Here is a 23,185-nt window from a genome sequence, read left to right as displayed (position 1 = left end):
ATAGAAGAGACTTCTATGGAGCGTGCCGGTTGATTTTGTTTGGTACTTATATATGGCCTACGCGTTCGCCATGGCCCTGTCTAAATGCACGTAGCCGCCGTCCACATGAATCAATTGCCCGGTGGTATGGCTGGACCTTTCGGAGAGCAGGAAGGCCGCGGTGTTGGCAATCTCCTCGGGGGTGGTCATCCGGTGCTCCAGCGGAATGCGCGCGGTGATTTCCTGCAGTTTTTCCTCCGGATTTGCTAGTGTCCGTATCCATTTGTCGTAGGCGGGCGTCCAGCTCTCGGCCACGATAATGGCGTTCACCCGGATGCTGTACTTGGCCAGTTCCACGGCCCACTCCCGCGTCAGCGCGTTGCGCCCGCCGTTAGCCGCCGCGTAGGCCGAGGTGCCGCCCTGCCCGGTTTCCGCCGTCTTGGAGCTGATGTTGACGATGGCCCCTTTGGATGCTTTCAGGTAAGGCAGCGCGTAGTGCGCCAGCAGGTAATAATGCACCAGGTTGTTGTGCAGCGAGGCCATGAACTTTTCGTAGCTGCCGTTCTCCAGCCCCACGCCATCGTTGTAGCCCGCGTTGTTGACCAATCCTTCTATTCGACCAAACTGCTTCACCACCGCCTGTACAGCCTTATCGCATTCCTCCGGCCGTGACAGCTCTGCCGCCACCTGGAAAGCCCGTCCTCCCGCCGCTTCGATTTCGGCCACTGCACCGGCATTGTCCTGCTCATCTCTTCCGATAATGACGGGGATGGCTCCTTCGGCGGCGAGCACCTGCCCAATGCCTTTGCCGATGCCCTTTGCACCTCCCGACACGATGACTACTTTATCTTTCAGCCCTAAATCCATATATAAATTTGTGTTAAGAAAGGTTATAAAACCTCGCGGCGTTCCCGCCGAAAACAGCCTCCTGCTCGTTCTGGCTGAAGGCGGAGAAATAATCCTGCGCTATGCCCAGCACCTCACCATAGGTGGCGGCCACGAGACAAACAGGCCAGTCGGACCCGTAGAGCAACCTGCCGGTACCAAAGGCCTCCACCACCGCATCCATATAGGGCGTGAAGTCTTCTTTCATCCAGCTTTTCCAGTCGGCCTCTGTTACCATACCCGACACTTTGCAGCTCACGTTCTCATGCTTCGCCAGGGCGTTTATATCCCGCTTCCATTCGTCGATTTGGCCTTCTTTTATATAGGGCTTAGCCATATGGTCAAGCACGAAAGGCTGATTTGGGAAGGCAGCAACGAGTAGCTCCGCGTACTTTAGTTGGTCCGGATATATCAGCACGTCGTAGGTGAAACCGTATGGCTGCAACTTCCGGATGCCTTGTTTGAATTCGGTGCGGAGCATCAGCGCCCGGTCTTCAGCGCCCTGCAGGATATACCGGAAGCCTTTTAGCTTTTCAAAGCTGGCATAATGTGCCAGCCGCTCTTCCAGCGTTTCCGAGAAGAAATCAACCCAGCCGACCACGCCCTTTATAAAATCATGCTTTGCTGCCTGCTCCAGCAGGTATTCGTTCTCGTGCTCCGGCTCTGCCGACTGCACCAGCACACATCCGTCAAAGCCGTGCTGCTGCAGCACAGGCTGCAGGTCTTCCGGTCCGAAATTCCGCCGGATGGCAGCCATATCCTCCGTTATCCAGCTGTCTCTTACCGGATCGAACTTCCAGAAATGCTGGTGCGCGTCAAGCCTTGGCATATGCCTTCACCTGCTGCCGCGACGTGCCCAGACCGTCTATCCCCAACTCCACCACATCGCCCGGCTTCAGGTACACTTGCGGATCCATGCCCAGGCCCACACCGGCGGGTGTTCCGGTCGAAATCACATCGCCCGGCAGCAGCGTCATGAACTGGCTCACGTAGGATATGAGGAAAGGAATCCGGAAGATGAAGTTGGCGGTATTACCGTCCTGCATGGTTTCGCCGTTCACTTTCAGCCACAGGCGCAGGTTGTCCACGTCTGCTACTTCCTCTTTCGTGGCCAGAAACGGGCCGAGTGGCGCGAAGGTATCGCAGCCCTTGCCTTTGTCCCAGGTGCCGTTGCGCTCCAACTGGAACTCCCGCTCCGACACGTCGTTGTGCAGGCAGTAGCCCGCCACGTATTCCATCGCCTCGGCCTCGTCCACGTAACTTGCTTTCTTGCCCATCACAAAGGCCAGTTCCACTTCCCAGTCCGTTTTCACGGAGTTTTTCGGGATGATGATGTCGTCGTTCGGCCCTGCCAGCGAAGTGGTGGACTTCATGAAAATCACCGGCTCGGGAGGCAGCTTGGCGCCTGTTTCTTTGGCGTGGTCGGCGTAGTTGAGACCGATGCAGAGGATTTTGGAAGGGCGCGCGACCGGGCTGCCGAGGCGGGCATTCTCCGGCACACGCTCTAATTTGCCTTCGTTCTCCTTCACAAACTGCTCCAGCCGCGCAAGGCCGCCTGACTCGAAAAACTGCTCGTTGTAGTCTTCCCCAAAGGCAGATGTGTCGTAGTGCTCGTCATTGATTATGACTCCTGTTTTCTCTTTTCCTGGTTCTCCGTAGCGTATTAATTTCATAGTATTTGGTATGGCCTCTTCTATATAGAAGCCCGTATGGTTTATAATTTTGATGTTATTGAAGTAGTAGCCATATACTGACAATCAGCCAACCTAATTATTCAGCTTCACAAAGCCGCCATCAATGGGGTAGTCGTTGCCGGTAATGAAGGAGGCTTCGTCGGAGCAGAGGTAGAGGACGAGGGCGGCTATCTCGTCGGGCTTCGCCATGCGGCCGATGGGCTGTGTTTTTGAGAGCTTCTGGAACATCTCCTCTTCCTGCCCGGGATAGTTTTTCGCCAGGAAGCCGTCCACGAAAGGCGTGTGTACCCGCGCGGGCGAGATGCTGTTGCAGCGGATGTTGTCGTGCAGGTAGTCTTTAGCCACCGACACGGTCATGGACTGCACCGCGCCCTTGCTCATGGAGTAGGCGAAACGGTCGGGCAGGCCCAGGTAGGCAGCAATAGACCCCAGGTTCAGGATAACCCCGCCGCCGTTTTCCTTCATCAGCGGGATGGCCGCGAACAGGCAGTTATATACCCCTTTCACGTTCACCTGGAAAACACGGTCAAAATCCTGCTCTTGCGTGGTCTCGAGCTTGCCGATGTGGGAGACGCCGGCGCTGTTGACGAGTATATCCAGCTTGCCGATACTGCGGAATTTCTCCACCACTTCCTGCTGGTTAGTCACGTCGCAGGTATGGGCTGCGGCTTCGCCGCCCGCGTCTGTAATCTCCGCTACCGTTTGGGCGGCGTTTTCCTGGTTCACGTCCAGTATGTGTACGGTGGCACCCTGGCGCGCAAAGGTTAGCGCCACCGCTTTCCCGATGCCGCTACCGCCGCCCGTAACCAGCGCCGTCTTGTTGTTCAGTTGGAACATAGTTTATATATAACTTCTTGATTAATCCTTTTCCTGCAACGAGAACATTCTGTCCATCACCACCCACTTCTCCCCTGGTTGCGCACCCGGAATCTCCTGCTGGTACTGCCACATCAGTTGCTCCCATTCCTGCACCGTCGGGTTTGCCTTGTCCATCGCCGCCTTCTTCTCAAAGCTGAAGGAATCTTCCGTCTCCATAATCATGAAAAGCCTGTTGCCAAACCGGTAGATATCCATCACCGTGATACCCGCGTCCAGGATGCTCTGCCTGATTTCCGGCCATATGGCCTGGTGCCGCTGCTCATATTCCGCTATCAGCGCAGGGTCGTCTTTCAGGTCCAGCGCCAGGCAATATCGTTTCATTTCTCAATTTTTATATATGACGGATAGCAGTTATTTTATATATGGCCTGCGCTCCGTCCACACACCTGCTTTATATATAAACCCGCGCCTTTAGCCCACCTTCTGAAACGAGTCGTTTGGCAGCGCCTCGGCCTCGCTTCCCGGCCTGCTGCTTTTGGGCTCCAGCCTGCCCGACACGATGGCATACAGCGCCACCACCACGAAGCAAACCAGCGGCACGTAAAAGGCCAGACTGATGTCCTGCGTCACGTCCGACACATAGCCCTGCACAGAGGTGATAAGGGCCCCGCCCAGAATCGCCATAATCAGGCCAGAGCCGCCAATCTTGGTATCGTCGCCCAGGCCCCGGATGCCCATGCCATAGATGGTCGGGAACATCAGCGACATACAACCGGAGATACCCGTCAGGGCATATACCCCCAGATAGCCGCTGCCATATATCACCAGCAGCGTACAAATAGACGCCGCCACGGCGCTTATCAGCAGCAGGTTGCGCGGGCTGATGTACTTCATCAGGGCCGTGAAGATGAAGCGGGAAACCATGAACAGGATCAGGGCGGCCATATAGTAGCTGGAGGCTTCGTCTTCGTTCAGCTGGATTTCCTGCATCACATACCGGATGCTGTACGACCACACGCCAATCTGGGCTCCTACGTAAAAAAACTGCGCCACCACGGCCCACACGTAATGAGGCCTTTTGAGCAGGCGCCTGAAGGTGGGCAGCAGGTCCAGCCTGGTATCGGCGTCTGAGGCTTTGGGCATATCCGTGAACTTCACGGCCAGCCAGATAAGCACCAGGAACAGCGCCACACCCACATAGGGCCCCATCACCGCCGCCAACTCCTCCGACTGCATAGCGGCCAGCTGCTCCGGGTTCATCGCCGTCCGTTCCTCGGCGCTGGACTGGTTGAGTTGGGAGAGAATGAACACCTTGCTCAGCAGCACGCCCGTAATGGAACCGATGGGGTTGAAGGACTGCGCCAGGTTGAGACGCCGGGTCCCTGTCTCCTCCGGCCCCATCGCCACGATATACGGGTTAGCGGCAGTCTCCAATATCGACAGGCCACCGGCCAGCACGTAGAGCGCAATCAGGAAGTGGCTGTAGGTCATCGTGATGCTGGCCGGGTAAAAGAGCAGCGAGCCCAAAATGAACAGGCCCAGCCCCACCAGGATGCCGGTTTTGTAGGTGTATTTCTTGATGAGGATGGCCGCAGGCAGCGCGAGGCAAAAGTATGCGCCGTAAAAGGCCAGCTGAATCCAGGAGGTCTGGAAATCGGACATGCTCATGATGCGCTTGAACGCCGCCAGCAGCGTGTCCGTCATGTTGTTGGCCAGGCCCCAGAGGAAGAAAAGGCTCGTGATGAGCAGAAAGGGCCAGATGTTGCCCGGCCTGATAAGGAAAGATTTGTTGGTGCCTGCCGCCATTCGTTTATATATGTTTCCTGAGTTTTATCGCGTTTCCGGGCGCAAGCCCTATCTTCCTGGGCAAGCGGTGCAACTGCCGCCAAATGCCGCCCAAGCTAAAGCATCAAACCTATATAAGCAGAAAGCAGGCAAGAGTCTAAGCCGTTGTAACTGCTCACTCAGCTTACAATTTCTAAAGTAATGTCTAATTCAGGAAACTTTTTAGGCATAATTTAACCTATCGTTATGTTATTTTACCTTATTTACCCCAGACTCCTCACAAATCAGGCATATACCCCATGAAACCCCAGCTCCTAAAGGTGGCAACAGGGCCCACGAGTTCATTCAGCGTCCGGCAGAACATGATCCCCTATATGAACAACAGGTGGCACTTTCACCCCGAGGTGGAGCTGATTCTCTTCCATAAGGGAAGCGGCATGCAGTTCGTGGGCGACAGCATCATGCGGTTCCGCCCCGGCGACATTGTGCTGGTGGGCGCAAACCTGCCCCACTACTGGCGGTTCGACGACATCTACCTGCGCGACAGCAACGATGCGGTTGCCTACACCACCACCATCCACTTCACGGAGAATTTCTGGGGCGACCGGTTTCTCCACCTGCCCGAGAACAAGCAGCTGAAAGTGTTGCTGGACAGGGCCAAAAGGGGCATCCTGATAACTGGCGGTGCCGGGCAGAAGGTGAGCAAACTGATGGGGAAAGCGTGCCGGACAAAGGGCGTTCACCGGATGATAGCCCTGCTGAAGTGCCTGGTGGCCATTGCAGAGGAGGATGAACTCACGATGCTCTCCTCCATCGGCTTTCAGGCCGACCTTTCGGCCGCGGAGAACGAGCGCATCAATGCCATATATGAGCACACGCTTTCACACTTCAAGCGCAGGATCCAGTTGGAGGAGATTGCCGGTATCGCCGGCATGACGCCCAACTCGTTCTGCCGCTACTTCAAGGAGAGAACCGGCAAGACCTATTCCCAGTTTCTGGCGGAGATACGGGTGGGCTTTGCCTGCAAGCTGCTTGTGGACAACAAGATGAGCATCAAGCAGCTTTGCTTCGAGAGCGGCTTCAACAACTTCAGCTGCTTCCACAAGAACTTCAAGGAGATCATGGGCAAGACCCCGCAGGGTTATCAGCAGGAGTACCTGAAAGTGGAGGTATAGCATTATATATACCCTTCCATATAAAAGCAGAATCCCCTGCCAGTTTATACATACTGGCAGGGGATTCTGCTTTTATATGGACTTAAATTTTACTTTTTGCCCAGGTCCTTCACCCGGATGTTGCGGAACTTCACGGTGGAGCCGTGGCCCAGGAAGCCGATATAGCCCTTGTCGCGCTTCAGGCCCGGGTGGTTCTTGCCGTCGAGCGTGCCGTTCTGGCCGGCCTTCTTGATGTCGCCGTCCAGGATGGTGGTGCCGTTGAGGATCACTTTAATTTTCGATCCATTCACGATCACCTCCTCATAGTTCCACTCCCCCACAGATTTCAGGAAGCCGCGCTTGGCGGGTATCACGCCATATACCGAGCCGTGGAACTGATATTCTTCCAGGTCTTTGTAGATGGGTGCGTCGTTGTCGAGTATCTGAATCTCCATTCCCTCGTAGGCGGCGTCGCCTTCCATTGGGGTGCGGATGCCCAGGCCGTTGTTGGCGCCGGGCGTGAGCATGAACTCAAAGCGGAACACGAAGTCGCCGTACTGCTCTTTGGTGTACAGGTTGCCCCCGCTGCCGAACTTTGGCTCGCGCACCACCATTACCCCGTCCTCAATCACATAGTCGGCGGTGTTGCCCTGCCAGTTGTGCATGTTGGTGCCGTCGAAGAGCACCTTGAAACCTTCCTTCTTCTCAGCAGCGCTTAACTCAAAGGGCTCCTGCCTCGGAAGCTCGCGGATATAGATGTTGCGGTAGCCCACCGGGGAGCCGTGCGCCTGCAGTTCTATCTGCTCTATCGGGAAGATAGGCTTGCTCCTGTCCCAGTAGTTCTCCAGTATCACGTTGTCCGTCACCAGCTCGCCGTTGAGGTAAACCGTTACGCGGTCGCCCTTCATGATGATGTGGAAGTTGTTCCACTCGCCGAGCGGGTTGTCGGCCACCTTCAGCGGCTTGCTTGGGTTCACCTGGTTGTTGTACAGGCCGCCGGAGCCCACCTGCGCGCCGTCTGCCACGCGGGACGTGTCCCACATCTGCACCTGCGGCGTGCCCCGCAGGTATATGCCGGCGTCGCCCTGTTTCTTGCCGTCGTCATATATCTTCCAGTCCACGAACATCTCGAAGTCGCCGTATTGCTTTTCTGTCACCAGGTTGTTGTAGCCCTTGCCGACATACGTTATCTCCCCGTTCTCCACTTTCCAGTCCCTTCTCATCTCCTCGTCGGCTACCTTCTGCTTCGCGGCCAGCGTTTTGGCGTCCATCTTCGCGCGCTTAATCGGGTCCTCCACTAGGCCTTTCCAGCCGGTCAGGTCCTTGCCGTTGAACAGCGACACAAATCCTTCGCCCTTCGGCATCTCGTTCAGGAACTTGCGGATGGACTCTTTCTGGTACTCGCTGTCGGGGCCTTGCAGCACCTCCACAGTCTTGTTGAGCAAATCGCGCACGATGTCGCCCTGGAAACTGGTGTCGGAGAGGGCGATGCTCATCACGGCCATGGCGGCCTCCTGCTGCAAACCGCGCTCCTGCAGGTACTCGCCCGCGAAAACCAGGGCCGGGAACGTTCTGTTGCGTCCGGTCTCCTTCAGTATCAGCTGTTTCTGCTCCAGCGTGTTGGCGACCGCCATCGCCTCCTGCAACATCAGCACCTTCTGTGCGGCCGGGTAATCCGACACACTGATCGCGCGGACGAATCCACGCAGCGCACGGTCCAGGTACTCGGCGTTGGCGGGATTCTCGCTGATGCGGTACAGTTCAGTGGCCGCGCTTATGTCCGACCACTGTGCCAGGGCAGCCACGGCGGCCGCCTTGGTGGCGGCGTCGCCGGCGTTGAAGGCAGATACTACCGTTTCGAGTGCCTCCTCTCCGCCGATGCTGGCGAGTATGTTAAAGTACAGGGGTTTCTTCTCCGCCGGAACAGACTCCATTTGCTGCAACACGAGCGCTGCACGCTCTGACTGGTCCTCAAACCCCTGCACGGCGGCCACAATGGCGTCCTGCACGGCAAGCACCTCTTCCGGCTGGGTTGTCTCGCCAAGTAACGCGAAGAGGCGGGGCAGGTGCTCCTTCGTCACCATCTGCTCCAGCGCGGCCAGCGCGGCCATCCGAACCCCGGCATCTTTATCCTTCACAAAGGCAAACACATCGTCAATTCTTCCGCTGGCCGCACGGTGCCCCAATACTTGAAGCATGGCCGCCTGGGCCTCCTCCGGCATCTTCGGCAGCGCATCGGCCACGGCGTCTGTCAGCCCCTCCGCTTCCATGATAAACAGGGCCTCCCTTCCGGCGGCTATTTCTGTTGAGTCGCCTTTGCGGATGGCTTTCAGCAACCTGGGCAGCGCCTCTGCGTTACCCATCCGGCCCACCGCCCCGATGGCGGCCAGCTTTACCTCGTCCTTTCTGCTGCGGAGCGCTTTGATAACAGCCGGCATGGCAGCCTCCGCATGGTTCATGCCCAGCATGGTGATAATTTCAGCGGCTGCCTCCGGCTCTGCCTTCCGTAGCTTCTTTACCCACATGTCCGTGGTGGCAGGCGTGATATAGTCACCTGCGAACTTCAGCGCGGCAGCCCGGTACTCCGGGTTCCCGTCCGATGCTGCAGCCAGCAACAGGGGCATGTTCTGCTCACCCTGCATGTCTGTGAGCAAGGCCAGCGCCACTGTGCGGGTATGCACCTGCGCGTCCTGGCCGGTGCTGCTGAGCAACGACTGGGCTATCTCTGTCGCCTGCTGCTGCTTTCCGCTCTCTGCCAGGCGCTGCGTGTAAAGCAGATAGGCAGCAGTGCCGTTGTCGCGCCCAAAAGTGAAGCCGTCTTCCGCGGCGGCCTTCGCCAGCACTGCCTCAGACGAAGGGTCTGCTATGTTCGCCAGGGCATATAGCGCCAGCTTCCGGAGCTTTTCGTCCTGGCTGGTGGCCAGCGGAGTGATTACCGCCACGGCTTCTGCCGTCCGGGTGTCGCCCAGGGCCTCCACCAGCGTCAGCTGACAGTCTTCCTGCGCCTTGGGCAGGGCCTGCAGCAGCGCCTGGCTGGCTTTTGGCGTGTTTATGTTGATAAGGGCCTTTGCGGCGGGCGCGCACAGGCGGGCGTCGCTCAGGTATGCCTGCAGGCAGGGCACCGCGGCGTCATTGCCCACCAGTTGCAACTGCCTGATCAGGAAGGCTTTGTTCTCTTCGTTTCCGGCTGCCGTCAGGGCTTGGCAGTAGGCGTCCACGCTCAACTGCCGCCATTCTTCCTGGCCCGGCTGCACCACGTAATAGGAGAAGCCGCCGAGGGCGTACTCCAGCCCGGTGTTGTCTCCCTGCTCCGGGTCCACCATCATGCCGGCCATCGCCACAATCCCCTCTTTGCCCATGGCGGCAATCTCGCTCATGCTGGCGTTAAACTGCTCGGTGTCGTTGGCAGGCATCTCAGCCAGCAGGTCGGCTATCTTGGTGGCAAGTGTCCGCTTGTCGTCCTTCCGTTGCCCGGTTACCGCTGTGCTCACGGTAAGCAGGGCAATAAAAAGTAGCGCTATTTTTCTCATGTCAGATTTCAAAATAGAATATTGTTATATAGGATATAAACAGAATAATTTCAGGTGGCTCTACAGCGCTGTTACACGATTGTCCAATCGGCTCGCATCGGCTGGTTAATCAGGCGGTTGGCGCCTTCGTCGTCGATGAACACCTGCTTCACCGGGTCGAACTTCAGGGAGCGGCCCAAATGAATTGCCGCCTTACCGATGTTCACAAGGGTACAGGACCTGTGCCCGTTCTCCTCGTTGAGCGCGAATTTCTTCCGCTCCTTCACTGCCTGTACAAAGTCCGTCACCTGAGGTTCCGGATCGGGGAAGGCCGCGAGCTTTTTCCATATATCCGGAATGTCAGAGCGGAAGCCTGGGAAAAGCTTGCCGTTGGGGCCCTCTATATAGGCCATGTTTTCCTCCTTGCCCTCCCCGTCGAGGATGATCTGGCAGCCGTCCTCGTAGGTATAGGTAATCCGGCGCCAAGTGCCCACCGCGTCCGGGTGCTGCTGCGGCGCGTCTATCTCCACCGACACGGGGCTGGTGTTGTCTTTGCCCAGGAAGTACTGCACGGGGTCCAGGTAGTGCTGGCCCATGTCGCCGAGGCCGCCACCGTCATAGTCCCAGTAGCCGCGGAAGGTGGCGTGTACCCGGTGCGGGTTGTAGGGCTTGTAGGGCGCAGGGCCGAGCCACATGTTGTAATCCAGTTCCTTCGGCACCGGCGCGGGCTCAAGGTTGGTCTGGCCCACCCAGTAGAACTTCCAGTCGAAGCCTGTGCCCCGGCCCACCGTCACTTTCAGGGGCCAGCCGAGCAGGCCGCTCTCCACAAGCTTCTTGATGGGCTTCACGGGCGTGCCCATGCCATAGAAGATGTCGTCGAAGCGGAACCAGGTGTTGAGGCGGAAGATGCGGCCGTGCTGCTGCACCGCCTCCATCACGCGCTTGCCCTCCCCGATGGTGCGGGTCATGGGCTTCTCGCACCAGATGTCCTTGCCGGCGCGGGCTGCGTCGGCCGCCATGATGCCGTGCCAGTGCGGCGGAGTGGCGATGTGTACGATGTCCACCTCCGGCAGCTGCAGCACCTCGCGGTAGTCTGTAAAGGTCTTCACGCCTTTGCCCAGCATGTCCGTGGCTATCTTCAGGTGGTTCTGGTCCACATCGCAGATGGCCACTACCCGGGTGTCGCCGTACGGGAAGTGGTTGCGGCCCATGCCGCCTACCCCAATCACGGCTTTGGTGAGTTGGTCGCTGGGGGCTACGTAGCCCCTCCCCCCAGCACGAAGCGGGGAACGATCGTGAAGGCGGCGATGGTGGCCGCGGATTTCTTTATAAAGTCTCTTCTTGAGTTCTCTTTACTCGTCTTCATGAAAAATTTATAATTATATGCCAGTACAGTTTCAATTTTGAGTTAACCCTTCGGATATATATGGACAGCATCCGTAAAACGCTTTTCACCAGCTTCTGAACTTTCAGCAGCACGCCCCCTGCCAGTTCCAGCCGCCGCCGCGATCCTCCTTTCCCGCGGCCTAGCCTTACTCATATCGCAAGGTTGCCACCACCGGCAGGTGGTCTGAGGCGGACCTTTCCGGCATCACCTTCTGCTAAACTGATGGACAATAGTAGCGGCGTGCCCTGTTTTCCATTCAGCTATTCTCTCGCGGATGCTTTGTAAAAGCCTATCTCGGCCAGTTGCACCGGCTGCTTGGCGCCCAGCACCGTCACCCTCACTTTCGAGGTCTTCACCTGCGGGAACCGCAACAACCGTTTATATCCGATGGTGGAGAACTGGTCGATTTTCTGCCAGTTCTTCCCGTCCCAGTATTCCAGCAACGCCTCGATATTACGCTGCCCCTCCGCAATGTTCTCCTGGAACATCGCCCTGTCGAAGGCTATCTCCTTTTTGAAATCCAGCACGAGCGGCTGCTTTTCTTTCAGGGTTATATAGGAGGAGAGTTCTTTGTCGGTCAGTTTTTTATCGGCTTTTCCGGCCGCCATGTTCGTGCGGAAGGTCTCGTTAAGGATGGCTCTGAAATCATGCAGGCTCTTCACGTCCTGCTCCGCGAAGAGGCCTTTCTTATTGGGAGGAATGTTGAGGAGCAGCAGGCTGTTCCTGCCTACAGACTTGTAATATAAATCCACCAGTTGCTTCCCGGTTTTCACTTTGCTGTCTTCCTCGGGATGGTAAAACCAGCCCGGCCGGATGGAAACGTCCGTCTCCGCCGGAATCCACAGCTTGCCGTCCGGGTCGCCAGTGTTCAGGTATTTGGGGTCAGCTTTTCCGGGGGCCATGCCCACGGTGTCTATCGTGGACCAGCAGGTTTCGCCTGCGTTGCCGGTCTCGTTCCCGACCCAGCGCACGTCCGGCCCCACGTCCGAGAACATGACCGCCTGCGGCTGCAGCTCGCGCACCAGTTGCCAGTACCCGTCAAAGTCATACTCCATGTTCTTGGCGTTCTCTCCTTTGGCGCCATCAAACCACACCTCCGACACCTCGCCATAATTGGTCAGCAGCTCGCGCAGTTGGTTCTTGTAGAAAGCGTTGTAGGTAGAGGTGCCGTAACTGGGCTCGTGTTGGTCCCAGGGGGAGAGGTAGAAGCCGAACTTGATGCCGTACTCGCGGCAGGCGTCGGCGATTTCTTTCACCATATCGCCTTTCCCGTTTTTCCAGGGGCTGCTCTCCACGCTGTGGTCGGTGTATTTGGAGGGCCAAAGGCAGAAGCCGTCGTGATGTTTGGCCGTGATGATCGCCATTTTAAAACCGGTGTCCTTCAGCGTCTTCACCAGTTTGCGCGCATCGAATTCAGTGGGATTAAAGATTTGTGGGTCCTCTGTCCCATCGCCCCACTCCTTGCCCGTGTAGGTGTTCACGGTGAAGTGGAGGAAGGCTGTCGTCTCTAGCTTTTGCCACTCCAGCTGACGCGGCTCCGGTTTCGGCAGTTCCTGCGCCACGAGGGCTGACGAGGACACGGCGACAGCCAAAAGGGCAATTAAGGCATGCTTTTTCATGGGTGTTTATAAGATTCAGTAACCAACCACAGAGACTGATGCCATTGGGGCCTTCCGAGCTTTCCTGTTCTCTCTTTGTACAGGATTGCTATCAGCCCGGTCAGGTCATTCTGCAGCTGCCAATTGCCGCGTTGCGTTACACCATCAGCAAAAAATACAATTATGTGTACGACCACACAGGTTTTGAAGTAACAGTTTAGGTAATATTCATTGTATTTGCAAGAAGTAACCCTTACTTGTTAAAAAAAATAGATAAATACACTGTAGTTGTGTTAATCGTATCTATTTGCCATCCTTACTCAAGGGATGCTTTTACAACGGCTGACTGAAGGCAAGGTCTCGCGTACCGGAGAATGCGGCGGAAACGCCGGATTAAAGAAGGATTCTTCAGCTACCCTTTGTATTGCCTTTGCACATATATAACTATCGCGGCGACTTATTTTCGGGGATGGTACATAACCCACTAGCCGGAGGCTCATCTTCAGGGGGAATATTCAGTTCGTGCCGCAGGTTTAGCGGCAGCGTAACTTTCGGCTATATAAGTCACCTTTACCGCTTCGCTAAAGCTGACGGTATATATGCGTATATATACGGGGTGACTATGAATAGAAAAAGCTGATAATTGGTTAGTAAGGGTGTTTTGTTTGAGCAGACGCTGTATTTTGATAAATGATAAAGACTAATCTTTTGGCTGAAAAGCGTTCCTAATTCTGAAAAAGCCATTGAATGTCATCATGCACCTCCTTATCGAATGCCCCATCAAGTAACAGGCAAGCTTTCTATATGCCCGGTTTCTGGACTGCGGGCTGTCCAGAAACCGGCGTTGGCCATGGGTGCCGGGCCACTACCTCCCATCTCTTCCGTCAGAGCGGCTGTTTTACCACCGGATAGGCAAGGCGGCAGTGTCGGATGGCTTATCTCTACAAACTACCTCAAACCGTGTGTGCAATCGGTTGTATGGCAAAAACAATTTATTCCGGCTCCAACTGATCTTTAAACAAATCTTACTCCCTCTGCTAAAATGCATATCCGCGTAGCACTTTAAGGATTAGTCAAAAATAATGACACTTCCGCACCAGTACAAGCCTGAAGGTGCCTTTGGCACAAAAAATCGTAGGGCTATAGCATAAGTCAGAATAAATTATAATTTGCGCAAACGTTTACATTCATATGTCCAAAACTATGCGTATGCACTACACCGTCCGACACGCCATCCATCCCGCCGACAGCAAAACTTACGATACCGCAAAGCTCCGTGAGGCCTTCCTGATTGAGGACCTGTTCCAGCAGGACAGCATTCGGATGGTGTATACGCTATATGACCGCCTGATAATAGGAGGCGCACAGCCCGCCGCAGGACCACTAAAACTGGAAACAATCCCGACGCTTCGCTCGGAGAACTTCCTGGACAGAAGAGAACTGGGCATCATCAACATTGGCGCCGCCAGCACCGTGACGGTAGACGGCGAGACGATTTCACTCGACAACAAGGAGGCCTTATATATAGGAAAGGGCGTGAAGGAGGTGATTTTTCACCCGGCCGCCTCCGGCAAAACGCAGTTCTACTTCAACTCCGCCCCGGCGCATCACGCCTACCCCACTAAAAAGGTGTCGCTAAACGAGGCGGAGACGGTGGAGACGGGGGCGCTCGAGAACTCCAACCACCGCATCATCCGGAAGCTGCTCATCAACTCGGTGGTGGAAACCTGCCAGCTGCAGATGGGCCTGACCGAATTACAGAAAGGGAGCGTGTGGAACACCATGCCCGCCCACACCCACGACAGGCGCATGGAGGCTTACCTCTACTTCGATTTGCCGGAAGACCAGGTGGTGTCGCATTTCATGGGAGAGCCGCAGGAAACCCGCCACCTGTTCGTGAAGAACACGCAGGCCGTCATCTCCCCGCCCTGGTCTATCCACAGCGGCGCAGGCACCTCCAACTACTCCTTTATATGGGGCATGGCCGGCGAGAACCTCGACTACAACGACATGGACAAGGTGGCCCCCACTGATTTAAAATAAGAGGCAGATGAACAGTTTGTTTGATTTAACGGGTCAGGTCGCCCTGCTTACGGGCGCCACGCACGGCCTGGGCATGGCTATGGCCAAAGGCCTGGGCAAGGCGGGCGCTACGCTCGTCATCAACGGCAACACGCCCGCCAAGATGGAGAAAGCGCTGGAGAGTTACCGGCAGGACGGCTTTGACGTGCATGGCTTCCTGTTTGACGTGACGGACGAGGCGCAGGCCAAAGCGAACATTGCGCTGATAGAGCAGCAGGTGGGCCCTATCAGCATTCTGGTGAACAACGCCGGCATGATTCGACGGGTGCCCGCGCTGGAGATGGAGGTGGAGGAATTCCGGAAGGTGCTGGACGTGGACCTGACGGCCCCCTTTATCATGGCCAAGCATGTGGCCCGCTATATGGTGGAGCGGAAGCAGGGGAAGATCATCAACATCTGCTCGATGATGAGCGAGCTGGGCCGCGACACCGTGTCGGCTTACGCGGCGGCAAAGGGCGGCCTGAAGATGCTGACGCGCAACCTGGCCACCGAGTGGGCGCGGCACAACATCCAGGTGAACGGCATCGGGCCCGGCTACTTCGCCACCGACCAGACAGCCCCCATCCGGGTGGAGGGCCACCCGTTCCACGACTTCATCATCAACCGCACCCCCGCAGGGCGCTGGGGCGACCCCAGTGACCTGGAGGGCGTCGCCGTTTTCCTGTCCAGCAGGGCCAGCGACTTTGTGAACGGGCAAATCATCTACGTGGACGGGGGCATTCTGGCCACCATCGGCAAACCACGAAACGAGCAGTAGCAAAGCTTTTCCCGCTCGCCGCGGGGAGCTTTCAAAGCGGATATGGAGCACAAGTCCAAGGTAACTATCCACGACATAGCCCAGAAGCTCAATATCACGGCTTCCACGGTCTCGCGCGCCCTCCACAACAACCCGCGCATCAGCGAGGCCACCCGCAAGGCCGTTCACAAAGCCGCCAGGCAGATGAACTACCAGCCCAACAACATCGCGGCTGCGCTCCGGCATGGCCGGAGCCACATCATCGGCATCATTGTGCCCACCGCCGACCGGGCCTTTTTCGCCTCGGTGGTGCGCGGCATCGAGGAGGTGGCCAACAAACTGGACTACAAGGTGATCATCTGCCAGTCGTACGACAACTACGAAAAGGAGATCCAGACCATCGACGCGCTGCTGAGCGCCCGCGTGGACGGCATCATCGCCTCCATCGGCAAAAACACGGAGGTCTTCGACCATTATAAAAAGATCCAGCAAGAGGGTATTCCGCTGGTGCTCTTCGACCGCACCACCGACCTGCTGGAGGTGAGCCAGGTGATGATAGACGATTACTTGGGGGCCTACCAGGTGGTGGAGCACCTGGTGCAACAGGGCTGCCGCCGCATCGCCCACTTCACGAGTCCCAGGAAAGTGAGCATCTTTAAAGAGCGCCTGCGCGGCTACGCAGACGCCCTGAAAGACAACGGCATTGCCTACGACGAGGAACTGGTGGTGAAGAGCAACCTGCAACTGGAGGACGGCCGCGAGAGCATGCAGCAGTTGCTGCAGCTCCGGCACAGACCGGACGCCGTTTTCTCCGCCAGCGACTACGGCGCGATGGGGGCCATGCAGGTGCTGAAGGAAAACAAGATAAAGATACCGGAGGAGGTGGCGCTTGCCGGGTTCAGCAACGAGCCGTTCACCTGCTTCACGGACCCGGCCCTGACGACCGTGGACCAATTTAGCCTGACGATGGGCAAAAGGACCGCCCAGCTTTTCTTCGAGCACCTGAAAGCGGATGACAGGAAGCCGTTGCCCCAGAAGATAGTGCTGAAGCCGGAGCTGATTGTCAGGGAATCGTCTCTGAGGATAAAGCCGCCAGCGGCAGGCCATATATAAACCGCAGGATTGTAAACTTTCAGCACGGAGAGGCTGGCTTATATATATATAAAGTCAGGCACCTGCAAAACATGAACCTATAATGAAACCACTCAACAGAGAGACAGCCGGTATAAAACAACAGCGCCCGGTGAAGGCACTGCAGTTCGGGGAGGGCAATTTCCTGCGGGGCTTCGTGGACTGGATGATTGACGTGCTGAACGAGCGGACCAACTTCAACGGGGCGGTGGATGTGGTACAGCCCCGCGACAGGAGCCGCCGGATTATCGAAACACTGCAGCAGCAGGACGGCCTTTACCATGTGCTCTTGAAGGGCATCCAGGGCGGTAAGCCGACGCAGCAGCAGCGGCTCATCACCTGCCTTGCCAGCGCCCTGAACCCCTACGACGACTACGAAGCGTACCTGCAGCGCGGCGAGAACCCGGACCTCCGGTTCATCTTCTCCAACACCACCGAGGCAGGAATCATATATGACGAGCATGACACGGGCCCGGATGCCATCCCCGCCAGCTTCCCCGGCAAGCTCACGGCTATGCTGCACCGCCGCTTCAAGCATTTCGGTGGCGCAGGAGAGAAAGGCCTGATTATCATCCCGACGGAGCTGATTGAAAACAACGGAGACACGCTGCGCCATATCGTGCTGCGCTACGCAGACACCTGGAGCCTGCCACAGGAATTCACGGATTGGGTGAAGGAGCACGTCATCTTCTGCAACACCCTCGTGGATCGCATCGTGCCCGGTTTCCCGCAGGACACCATAGAAGATGTGCAGCAGGAACTTGGATACAAAGATCAGCTCGTGGTAACGGCAGAACCGTACCACCTGCTGGTGATCGAGGCGCCGGAGTCGGTGAAGCAGGAATTCCCGGCAGAGGAAGCGGGCCTGCAGGTGAAATTCGTGCGCGACCTCACCCCTTACCGCACCAGCAAGGTACGCATCCTGAACGGCGCCCACACCACGCTGGTGCCGGTGGCCTACCTGCGCGGCCTGCGCACGGTGCAGGAGGCGGTGGAGGACGCGCAGGTAGGCCGGTTTATCCGGGAGGCCATATATGAGGAGGTTCTCCCGACGCTGGACAGGCCGGGGGAGGAACTGAAGCAGTTCGCCGCAGATGTGCTGGAGCGTTTCCGGAACCCCTTCATCCGGCACGAGCTGCTTTCCATTTCCCTGAACTCCATCTCGAAGTATAAAGTACGCGTGCTGCCGTCGGTGCTGGCCTATATAGCACGGAGGGGCCAACTGCCGGAGCGCCTGCTGCACGCCCTGGCCGCCCTGATTCTTTTCTACAGGGGAGCATGGCACGGTGAAAAAATCCCGCTGAACGACTCGCCCGAGGTGCTGCAGTTTTTCGAGAAGGCCTGGCAGCAAGGCGACATTGCCGCGGTGGCAGCTGCGGTGCTCTCCAACACAGAGTTCTGGGGAATTGATCTGACCCAGGTGCCAGGACTGCAGGCAAACGTTGTCCGGCAGATGGAGCAAAGTAGCAAACGGCTGTAAAACGGGGCTAATCTGCGGCAGGCGCTGCAGAAGTCCGGAATACTTTTTACATTGTAACCAGGCAACAAAGAGCTATATATACATACACCATATATACATTCACCGAGAAGCTGCCGACACGCAGCCCGGATAAAGAATAGCTGCTACCACAACGCTACATTATATATCAAATTCCGATATGAGAAAAAAGGTTATCACATTCGGTGAAATCATGCTCCGGCTCTCCACGCCAGACTACGCGCGCATCATCCAATCCACGCACTTCGAGGCCACCTACGGCGGCGGCGAGGCGAACGTGGCCGTCTCCCTGGCTCAATTAGGCGTCGGCGCTGCCCACGTGACGCGCTTCCCCGACAACGAGCTCGGCAAGGCGGCCACCAACCTGCTGCGGAAATACGGCGTGGACACGCAGCACATCCTGTACGGCGGCGACCGCCTCGGCATTTATTTCCTGGAGACGGGTGCCAGCGTGCGGGCCAGCAAAGTGGTCTATGACCGCAGCCACTCGGCCTTCGCAGCATTGGAGCCGGATATGATTGACTGGGACGTGGTGTTCGCCGACGCCGGCTGGTTCCACTGGACGGGCATCACACCGGCCATCTCGGCCGGGGCCGCCGCCTGTTGCGCCAAAGCCATCGAAGTGGCCAACCAAAAAGGTCTGACCGTTTCAGCGGACATCAACTACCGGAAAAACCTGTGGCAGTACGGCAAAACCGCCAGCGAGGTCATGCCCGACTTGATTGCCGGCTGCGACATCATCGTTTCCGGCAAAGGCGACGCAAAGGACATCCTGAACATCAGCCCCAGAAAAACCGAGGCAAACGAACTTGCCTCCGTCTTCAGCCAGATCATGGCGCGCTTCCCGAAAGTGCGGAAAATCGTGAACACCACCCGCGGCTCCGTCAGCGCCACGCACAACACGCTGTCGGGCATGCTGTGGGACGGCCAGCAGATGCTCGAGACCCAGACCTACGACATCAACCCCATTGTGGATAGAATTGGGGGCGGCGATGCCTTCATGGCCGGTTTTATATATGGCCAGTTGGCCTACGCCAACGACCAGAAAGCGCTGGACTTTGGCGTGGCCGCCTCGGTGCTGAAGCACACCATCCGGAAAGACGCCAACCTGGCGACCGTGGAAGAGGTGGAGGCCCTGCTGAACGGCAACACCTCCGGCAAGCTCGTGCGTTGATTTTTTCATCTGAACTATATATAGACAAAGCAATTATGGCAAAATTCAGCCGGATAGAAGTAGCCTTGAAAATGGCGGAGACAGGCATGGTCCCAGTGTTTTACCACACCGACCTGGAAATTTGCAAGCAGGTGCTGCAAGCCTGCTACGACGGCGGGGTGCGGGTGTTTGAGTTCACCAACCGCGGCGACTTCGCCCACGAGACCTTTGCGCAGCTCATCAAACATGCCCGCGCCTCCTTCCCGGAGCTGATGCTGGGCGTTGGCTCGGTGGTGGACGCGCCCACCGCTGCCCTCTATATACAATGCGGCGCCGATTTCATCGTGTCGCCGGTGCTGAAGGAGGAGATGGCCATCGTCTGCAACCGCCGCAAGATTATGTGGGCGCCCGGCTGCGGCAGCCTGACCGAGATATCGCGGGCGGAGGAACTGGGTGCCGAGGTCATCAAGATTTTCCCGGCACAGCAGGTGGGTGGCCCGGATTTCATCTCCGCCATCAAAGGCCCCTGCCCCTGGACGAGCATCATGCCCACAGGCGGCGTGGAGCCGAAGGAAGAGAACCTGCGGGCCTGGTTTGCCGCCGGCGCGCATTGTGTGGGCATGGGCTCCCAGCTCATCAGCAAAGACCTCATCGCCGCGCAGGATTTCGCCAAGCTGGAGGAACGGACACGCGCCGCGCTGGAAACCATCCGAAAGGTGAGGAAAAAGTAATGGCTCCATATCCCCGTTCCCCTTCTCTTCAGAAACTCCGGAAGCTGCTGCTCAGCCTCTGCGCCTTTACCCTGCTGCTGCTGGCCTCCTCCTGTGAGGAAATCTCCAAAACAAAGGAGATAAAGCTGGCGCACAGCCTGGAGGTGTCGCACCCGGTACACCAGGCGATGTTATATATGGCTGAAAAGTTAAAGGAGAAATCGGGCGGTGAGCTGGCGATAAAGCTATACCCCAACTCACAGTTGGGCAGCGAGCGGGAGGCGGTGGAACTGCTGCAGATCGGTAGCCTGGGGATGACCAAGGTGTCTGCGGCCACCATGGAAAGTTTTTCCCCGAACTTTAAGGTGCTGAGCCTGCCCTACATTTTCCGCGACAAGGCGCATTATTACGATGTGCTGGAGGGGGAGATCGGCCGGGAACTTCTGACGGAGGGAGAACAGTACTGGTTGCGCGGCCTGACGTACTACGATGCCGGAAGCCGGAGCTTTTACACGGCCAACAAACCCATCAACACTCCCGACGACCTGAAGGGCCTGAAGATACGGGTGCAGGCAAGCAACACTGCCATCCAGATGGTGAATGCGTTTGGGGGAGCCGCCACGCCTATCTCCACCGGCGAGATATATACGGCCCTGCAGCAGGGGGTGGTGGACGGGGCCGAGAACAACCCGCCCACTTTTTACCTCGCCCGGCACTACGAGGTGGCCCGGCACTACGCCCTGAACGAGCACACCATGGTGCCGGACATCCTGCTGATCAGCACCAAAGTCTGGGAAAAACTGACGCCACAGGAGCAGCAATGGCTGCAGGAGGCGGCAGAAGAGTCGGCGGTGGTGCAGCAAAAACTTTGGCAGGAGGCTGAGGAGGAAGCGCTGCGGGAGGTGATAAAGGCCGGTGTTGAGGTCACTTATCCCGACAAGGCGCCTTTCGCCGAAAAGGTGGAGCCGCTGTACGAGAGCTACAAAAATGAGCCGGAGGTATATGTTCTCCTCAAGCGAATACAGGCCGCCGGGAAAGATAAACCGGAGCAGCCTGCTCCCCTCACCACAAAATAGTTGAACGATATGAAATTCAGAGAGAGACTGGACAGGGGCCTGTACTGGGTGCTGGTCGTTTTGATGGCGGCCATGGTCCTGAACGTGCTGTGGCAGGTGGGCTCCCGGTTTATCCTGCGCTCGCCTAGCTCCTTCACCGACGAACTGTCAAGGTATCTCCTGATATGGGTGAGTTTGCTGGGGGCGAGCTACGTGACAGGCAAGCGCATGCACCTGGCCATCGACCTGCTGCCAGCCAGCCTGGAGGGCAAAAAGCAGCGCAACCTGAACGTGCTCATCCATGTGCTGGTGGCCCTCTTTGCCCTGTTTGCGATGGTGTGGGGCGGCATCAACCTCGTCTATATCACCCTGACGCTGCGGCAGACGTCTGCTGCGCTGAACGTGCCGCTGGGCTATGTATATATGGTGGTGCCCCTGAGCGGCCTGCTCATCATCTACTACAGCCTCGCGGGCCTCACCGAAAGCCCGGAAGAGCCGGAGGAAATAGGCAAGGAGATGATGTAGACGCCGAGACGCAAGACAACAGACTTCCCGAATGTAGGAATGGAGCATTCAGACCAACTGGCGGGCATGTACCTCTTCATTTGCGGCAAGCTTATATAGTCCCTCAATTCAAATCTCATACCCAAACGCCAGCAGGCTATATATAAAAGACATACATGGAACTCCTGGAAATACTCGTACTGGTCATCAGCTTTATCGCACTGCTTGTCTTAGGGGTGCCCATCGCTTTTTGCATCGGTATTGCCGCGCTGCTGACCATGCTGGTGAGCATTGCCCCGGAGGCTGCCTTCACCACCCTTGCCCAGCGCATGGCCACCGGCCTCGACAGTTTCGCCCTGCTCGCCATCCCCTTCTTCATTCTGGCGGGGCAGCTCATGAACAGGGGCGGCATTGCCTCGCGCCTCATCGATTTTGCCAAAAGTCTGGTGGGCACTTTGCCGGGCGGACTGGCTTACGTGAATATTGTAGCCTGCATGCTGTTTGGCGCTATTTCGGGGTCTGCGGTGGCGGCCGCTTCGGCGATCGGAGGCATCATGAACCCACGCATGGTGAAGGAGGGCTACTCCAGGCCTTTCAGCGCGGCGGTGAACATCACCTCGGCCACCACGGGCATGATCATCCCGCCCAGCAACATCCTCATCGTCTATTCCCTGGCCAGCGGCGGTGTGTCCATCGCGGCTTTGTTCGTGGCCGGCTATATACCCGGTATCCTGCTGGGGGTGGTGCTGATGCTGGTGGCGGGCTATATATCCTACAAGAAGAAATACCCGGTGGGCGACAGAACCTCGCTGAAAGAAGTAATCCGCCGTTTTCTTGATGCCGTGCCCAGCCTGCTGCTGCTGGTGGTGGTCATTGGCGGCATTATAGCTGGGGTGTTCACCGCCACCGAGGCCTCGGCCGTGGCTGTGCTATATACATTTATTCTCTCGATGGTGGTATACCGGCAGGTAAAGTCGAGCGATTTGCCGGATATCCTGATTCACACCGTCATCACCACCGCCATCGTGATGCTGCTGATCGGCACCTCGATGGGCATGTCGTGGGTGATGTCGTATGCCAACATTCCGCAGGCGTTCAGCGAGGCTTTGCTGTCCATCAGCGACAACAAAATCGTCATCCTCATCATCATCAACCTGATTCTGCTTTTTGTGGGTGTGTTTATGGATATGACGCCGGCGGTCCTGATCTTCACGCCGATCTTTCTGCCGGTGGTGCGCGAACTCGGCGTCGATCCGGTGCATTTCGGCATCATCATGGTGATGAACCTGTGCATCGGCCTGTGCACGCCGCCGGTGGGCTCGGTGCTTTTCGTGGGGTGCGGGGTGGCCGAGGTAAGCATCAGCAAAGTGATCCGTCCGCTCATCCCGCTGTTTATTGCCATGGTGGCGGCGCTGCTGCTGGTGACGTATATACCCGAACTCAGCCTCTGGCTGCCGCGGGCATTTGGTTTGTAGCAGGGCCGGTTTGGAAGTGCGGCGGGAGATT

At 57.3% G+C, this 23,185-nt stretch carries 20 protein-coding genes; 10 read left to right on the top strand and 10 right to left on the bottom strand.

The features are described from left to right. Positions 1 to 57: 57 nt before the first annotated feature. The 6 genes from GSQ62_RS16100 to fucP form a co-directional block, all read right to left on the bottom strand. Positions 58 to 846, bottom strand: a complete 789-nt coding sequence (locus GSQ62_RS16100; protein ID WP_161890455.1) for an L-fucose dehydrogenase — start codon at positions 844 to 846, stop codon at positions 58 to 60. Between the two features lie 13 nt (positions 847 to 859). Beyond that, the gene (locus tag GSQ62_RS16095) at positions 860 to 1,693 is read right to left on the bottom strand and encodes an amidohydrolase family protein (RefSeq protein ID WP_161890454.1); all 834 of its coding nucleotides are present in this window, start codon (positions 1,691 to 1,693) and stop codon (positions 860 to 862) included. Continuing rightward, positions 1,680 to 2,537, bottom strand: a complete 858-nt coding sequence (locus tag GSQ62_RS16090; RefSeq protein WP_161890453.1) for a fumarylacetoacetate hydrolase family protein — start codon at positions 2,535 to 2,537, stop codon at positions 1,680 to 1,682. Before GSQ62_RS16090 ends, GSQ62_RS16095 begins: the two co-directional genes overlap by 14 nt. Before the next feature lie 93 nt (positions 2,538 to 2,630). Then, complete coding sequence (locus tag GSQ62_RS16085) at positions 2,631 to 3,395, bottom strand: SDR family NAD(P)-dependent oxidoreductase (protein WP_161890452.1); 765 nt, start codon at positions 3,393 to 3,395, stop codon at positions 2,631 to 2,633. A gap of 21 nt (positions 3,396 to 3,416) precedes the next feature. Further along, positions 3,417 to 3,758 (bottom strand): L-rhamnose mutarotase, encoded by a 342-nt coding sequence (locus GSQ62_RS16080; protein WP_161890451.1) that lies wholly within the window; start codon positions 3,756 to 3,758, stop codon positions 3,417 to 3,419. Positions 3,759 to 3,848: 90 nt separating this feature from the next. Continuing rightward, complete coding sequence (gene fucP / locus GSQ62_RS16075) at positions 3,849 to 5,183, bottom strand: L-fucose:H+ symporter permease (RefSeq protein ID WP_161890450.1); 1,335 nt, start codon at positions 5,181 to 5,183, stop codon at positions 3,849 to 3,851. A 278-nt stretch (positions 5,184 to 5,461) separates the two neighbouring features. Between fucP and GSQ62_RS16070 the strand changes: the two genes are divergently transcribed. Then, positions 5,462 to 6,337: an AraC family transcriptional regulator gene (locus tag GSQ62_RS16070; RefSeq protein ID WP_161890449.1), complete on the top strand. Its 876-nt coding sequence runs from the start codon at positions 5,462 to 5,464 to the stop codon at positions 6,335 to 6,337. Between the two features lie 89 nt (positions 6,338 to 6,426). Here the strand turns inward: GSQ62_RS16070 and GSQ62_RS16065 are convergent, their stop codons facing one another. The 4 genes from GSQ62_RS16065 to GSQ62_RS16055 form a co-directional block, all read right to left on the bottom strand. Continuing rightward, positions 6,427 to 9,846, bottom strand: coding sequence for a family 16 glycoside hydrolase (locus tag GSQ62_RS16065; RefSeq protein WP_161890448.1), 3,420 nt, complete (start codon positions 9,844 to 9,846; stop codon positions 6,427 to 6,429). A gap of 71 nt (positions 9,847 to 9,917) precedes the next feature. Beyond that, on the bottom strand, positions 9,918 to 11,054 hold the full coding sequence (locus GSQ62_RS16060; protein WP_237586690.1) for a Gfo/Idh/MocA family oxidoreductase: 1,137 nt from the start codon (positions 11,052 to 11,054) through the stop codon (positions 9,918 to 9,920). 26 nt (positions 11,055 to 11,080) lie between these two features. After that, the gene (locus GSQ62_RS20885) at positions 11,081 to 11,191 is read right to left on the bottom strand and encodes a twin-arginine translocation signal domain-containing protein (protein ID WP_237586687.1); all 111 of its coding nucleotides are present in this window, start codon (positions 11,189 to 11,191) and stop codon (positions 11,081 to 11,083) included. A gap of 281 nt (positions 11,192 to 11,472) precedes the next feature. Next, positions 11,473 to 12,831, bottom strand: a complete 1,359-nt coding sequence (locus GSQ62_RS16055; RefSeq protein WP_161890447.1) for an alpha-L-fucosidase — start codon at positions 12,829 to 12,831, stop codon at positions 11,473 to 11,475. 1,182 nt (positions 12,832 to 14,013) lie between these two features. Here GSQ62_RS16055 and kduI point away from each other — a divergent pair. The 9 genes from kduI (at position 14,014) to GSQ62_RS16010 (ending at position 23,154) form a co-directional block, all read left to right on the top strand. Then, positions 14,014 to 14,853: a 5-dehydro-4-deoxy-D-glucuronate isomerase gene (gene kduI, locus GSQ62_RS16050; protein ID WP_161890446.1), complete on the top strand. Its 840-nt coding sequence runs from the start codon at positions 14,014 to 14,016 to the stop codon at positions 14,851 to 14,853. A 7-nt stretch (positions 14,854 to 14,860) separates the two neighbouring features. Then, a complete protein-coding gene (locus tag GSQ62_RS16045) occupies positions 14,861 to 15,649 on the top strand; it encodes a gluconate 5-dehydrogenase (protein WP_161890445.1) in 789 nt (262 codons plus the stop codon). Between the two features lie 42 nt (positions 15,650 to 15,691). Beyond that, positions 15,692 to 16,741 carry a LacI family DNA-binding transcriptional regulator gene (locus tag GSQ62_RS16040; RefSeq protein WP_161890444.1) on the top strand — a complete coding sequence of 350 codons (1,050 nt, stop codon included), beginning with the start codon at positions 15,692 to 15,694 and terminating at the stop codon, positions 16,739 to 16,741. An 82-nt stretch (positions 16,742 to 16,823) separates the two neighbouring features. Next, positions 16,824 to 18,239, top strand: a complete 1,416-nt coding sequence (locus GSQ62_RS16035) for a tagaturonate reductase (RefSeq protein WP_161890443.1) — start codon at positions 16,824 to 16,826, stop codon at positions 18,237 to 18,239. A gap of 178 nt (positions 18,240 to 18,417) precedes the next feature. Continuing rightward, complete coding sequence (locus tag GSQ62_RS16030; RefSeq protein ID WP_161890442.1) at positions 18,418 to 19,431, top strand: sugar kinase; 1,014 nt, start codon at positions 18,418 to 18,420, stop codon at positions 19,429 to 19,431. Between the two features lie 35 nt (positions 19,432 to 19,466). Beyond that, positions 19,467 to 20,141 (top strand): bifunctional 4-hydroxy-2-oxoglutarate aldolase/2-dehydro-3-deoxy-phosphogluconate aldolase, encoded by a 675-nt coding sequence (locus tag GSQ62_RS16025; protein WP_161890441.1) that lies wholly within the window; start codon positions 19,467 to 19,469, stop codon positions 20,139 to 20,141. Next, on the top strand, positions 20,141 to 21,196 hold the full coding sequence (locus tag GSQ62_RS16020) for a TRAP transporter substrate-binding protein (RefSeq protein WP_161890440.1): 1,056 nt from the start codon (positions 20,141 to 20,143) through the stop codon (positions 21,194 to 21,196). Before GSQ62_RS16025 ends, GSQ62_RS16020 begins: the two co-directional genes overlap by 1 nt. Positions 21,197 to 21,205: 9 nt before the next feature. After that, positions 21,206 to 21,700, top strand: coding sequence for a TRAP transporter small permease (locus GSQ62_RS16015; protein ID WP_161890439.1), 495 nt, complete (start codon positions 21,206 to 21,208; stop codon positions 21,698 to 21,700). 155 nt (positions 21,701 to 21,855) lie between these two features. Next, on the top strand, positions 21,856 to 23,154 hold the full coding sequence (locus GSQ62_RS16010) for a TRAP transporter large permease (protein ID WP_161890438.1): 1,299 nt from the start codon (positions 21,856 to 21,858) through the stop codon (positions 23,152 to 23,154). Positions 23,155 to 23,185 lie beyond the last annotated feature (31 nt).

This window comes from Pontibacter russatus (genome assembly GCF_009931655.1).
GTDB lineage: Bacteria > Bacteroidota > Bacteroidia > Cytophagales > Hymenobacteraceae > Pontibacter > Pontibacter russatus.
The sequence above is the reverse complement of the archived record's forward strand: the minus strand, read 5'-3'. Positions and strand labels throughout refer to the sequence as shown.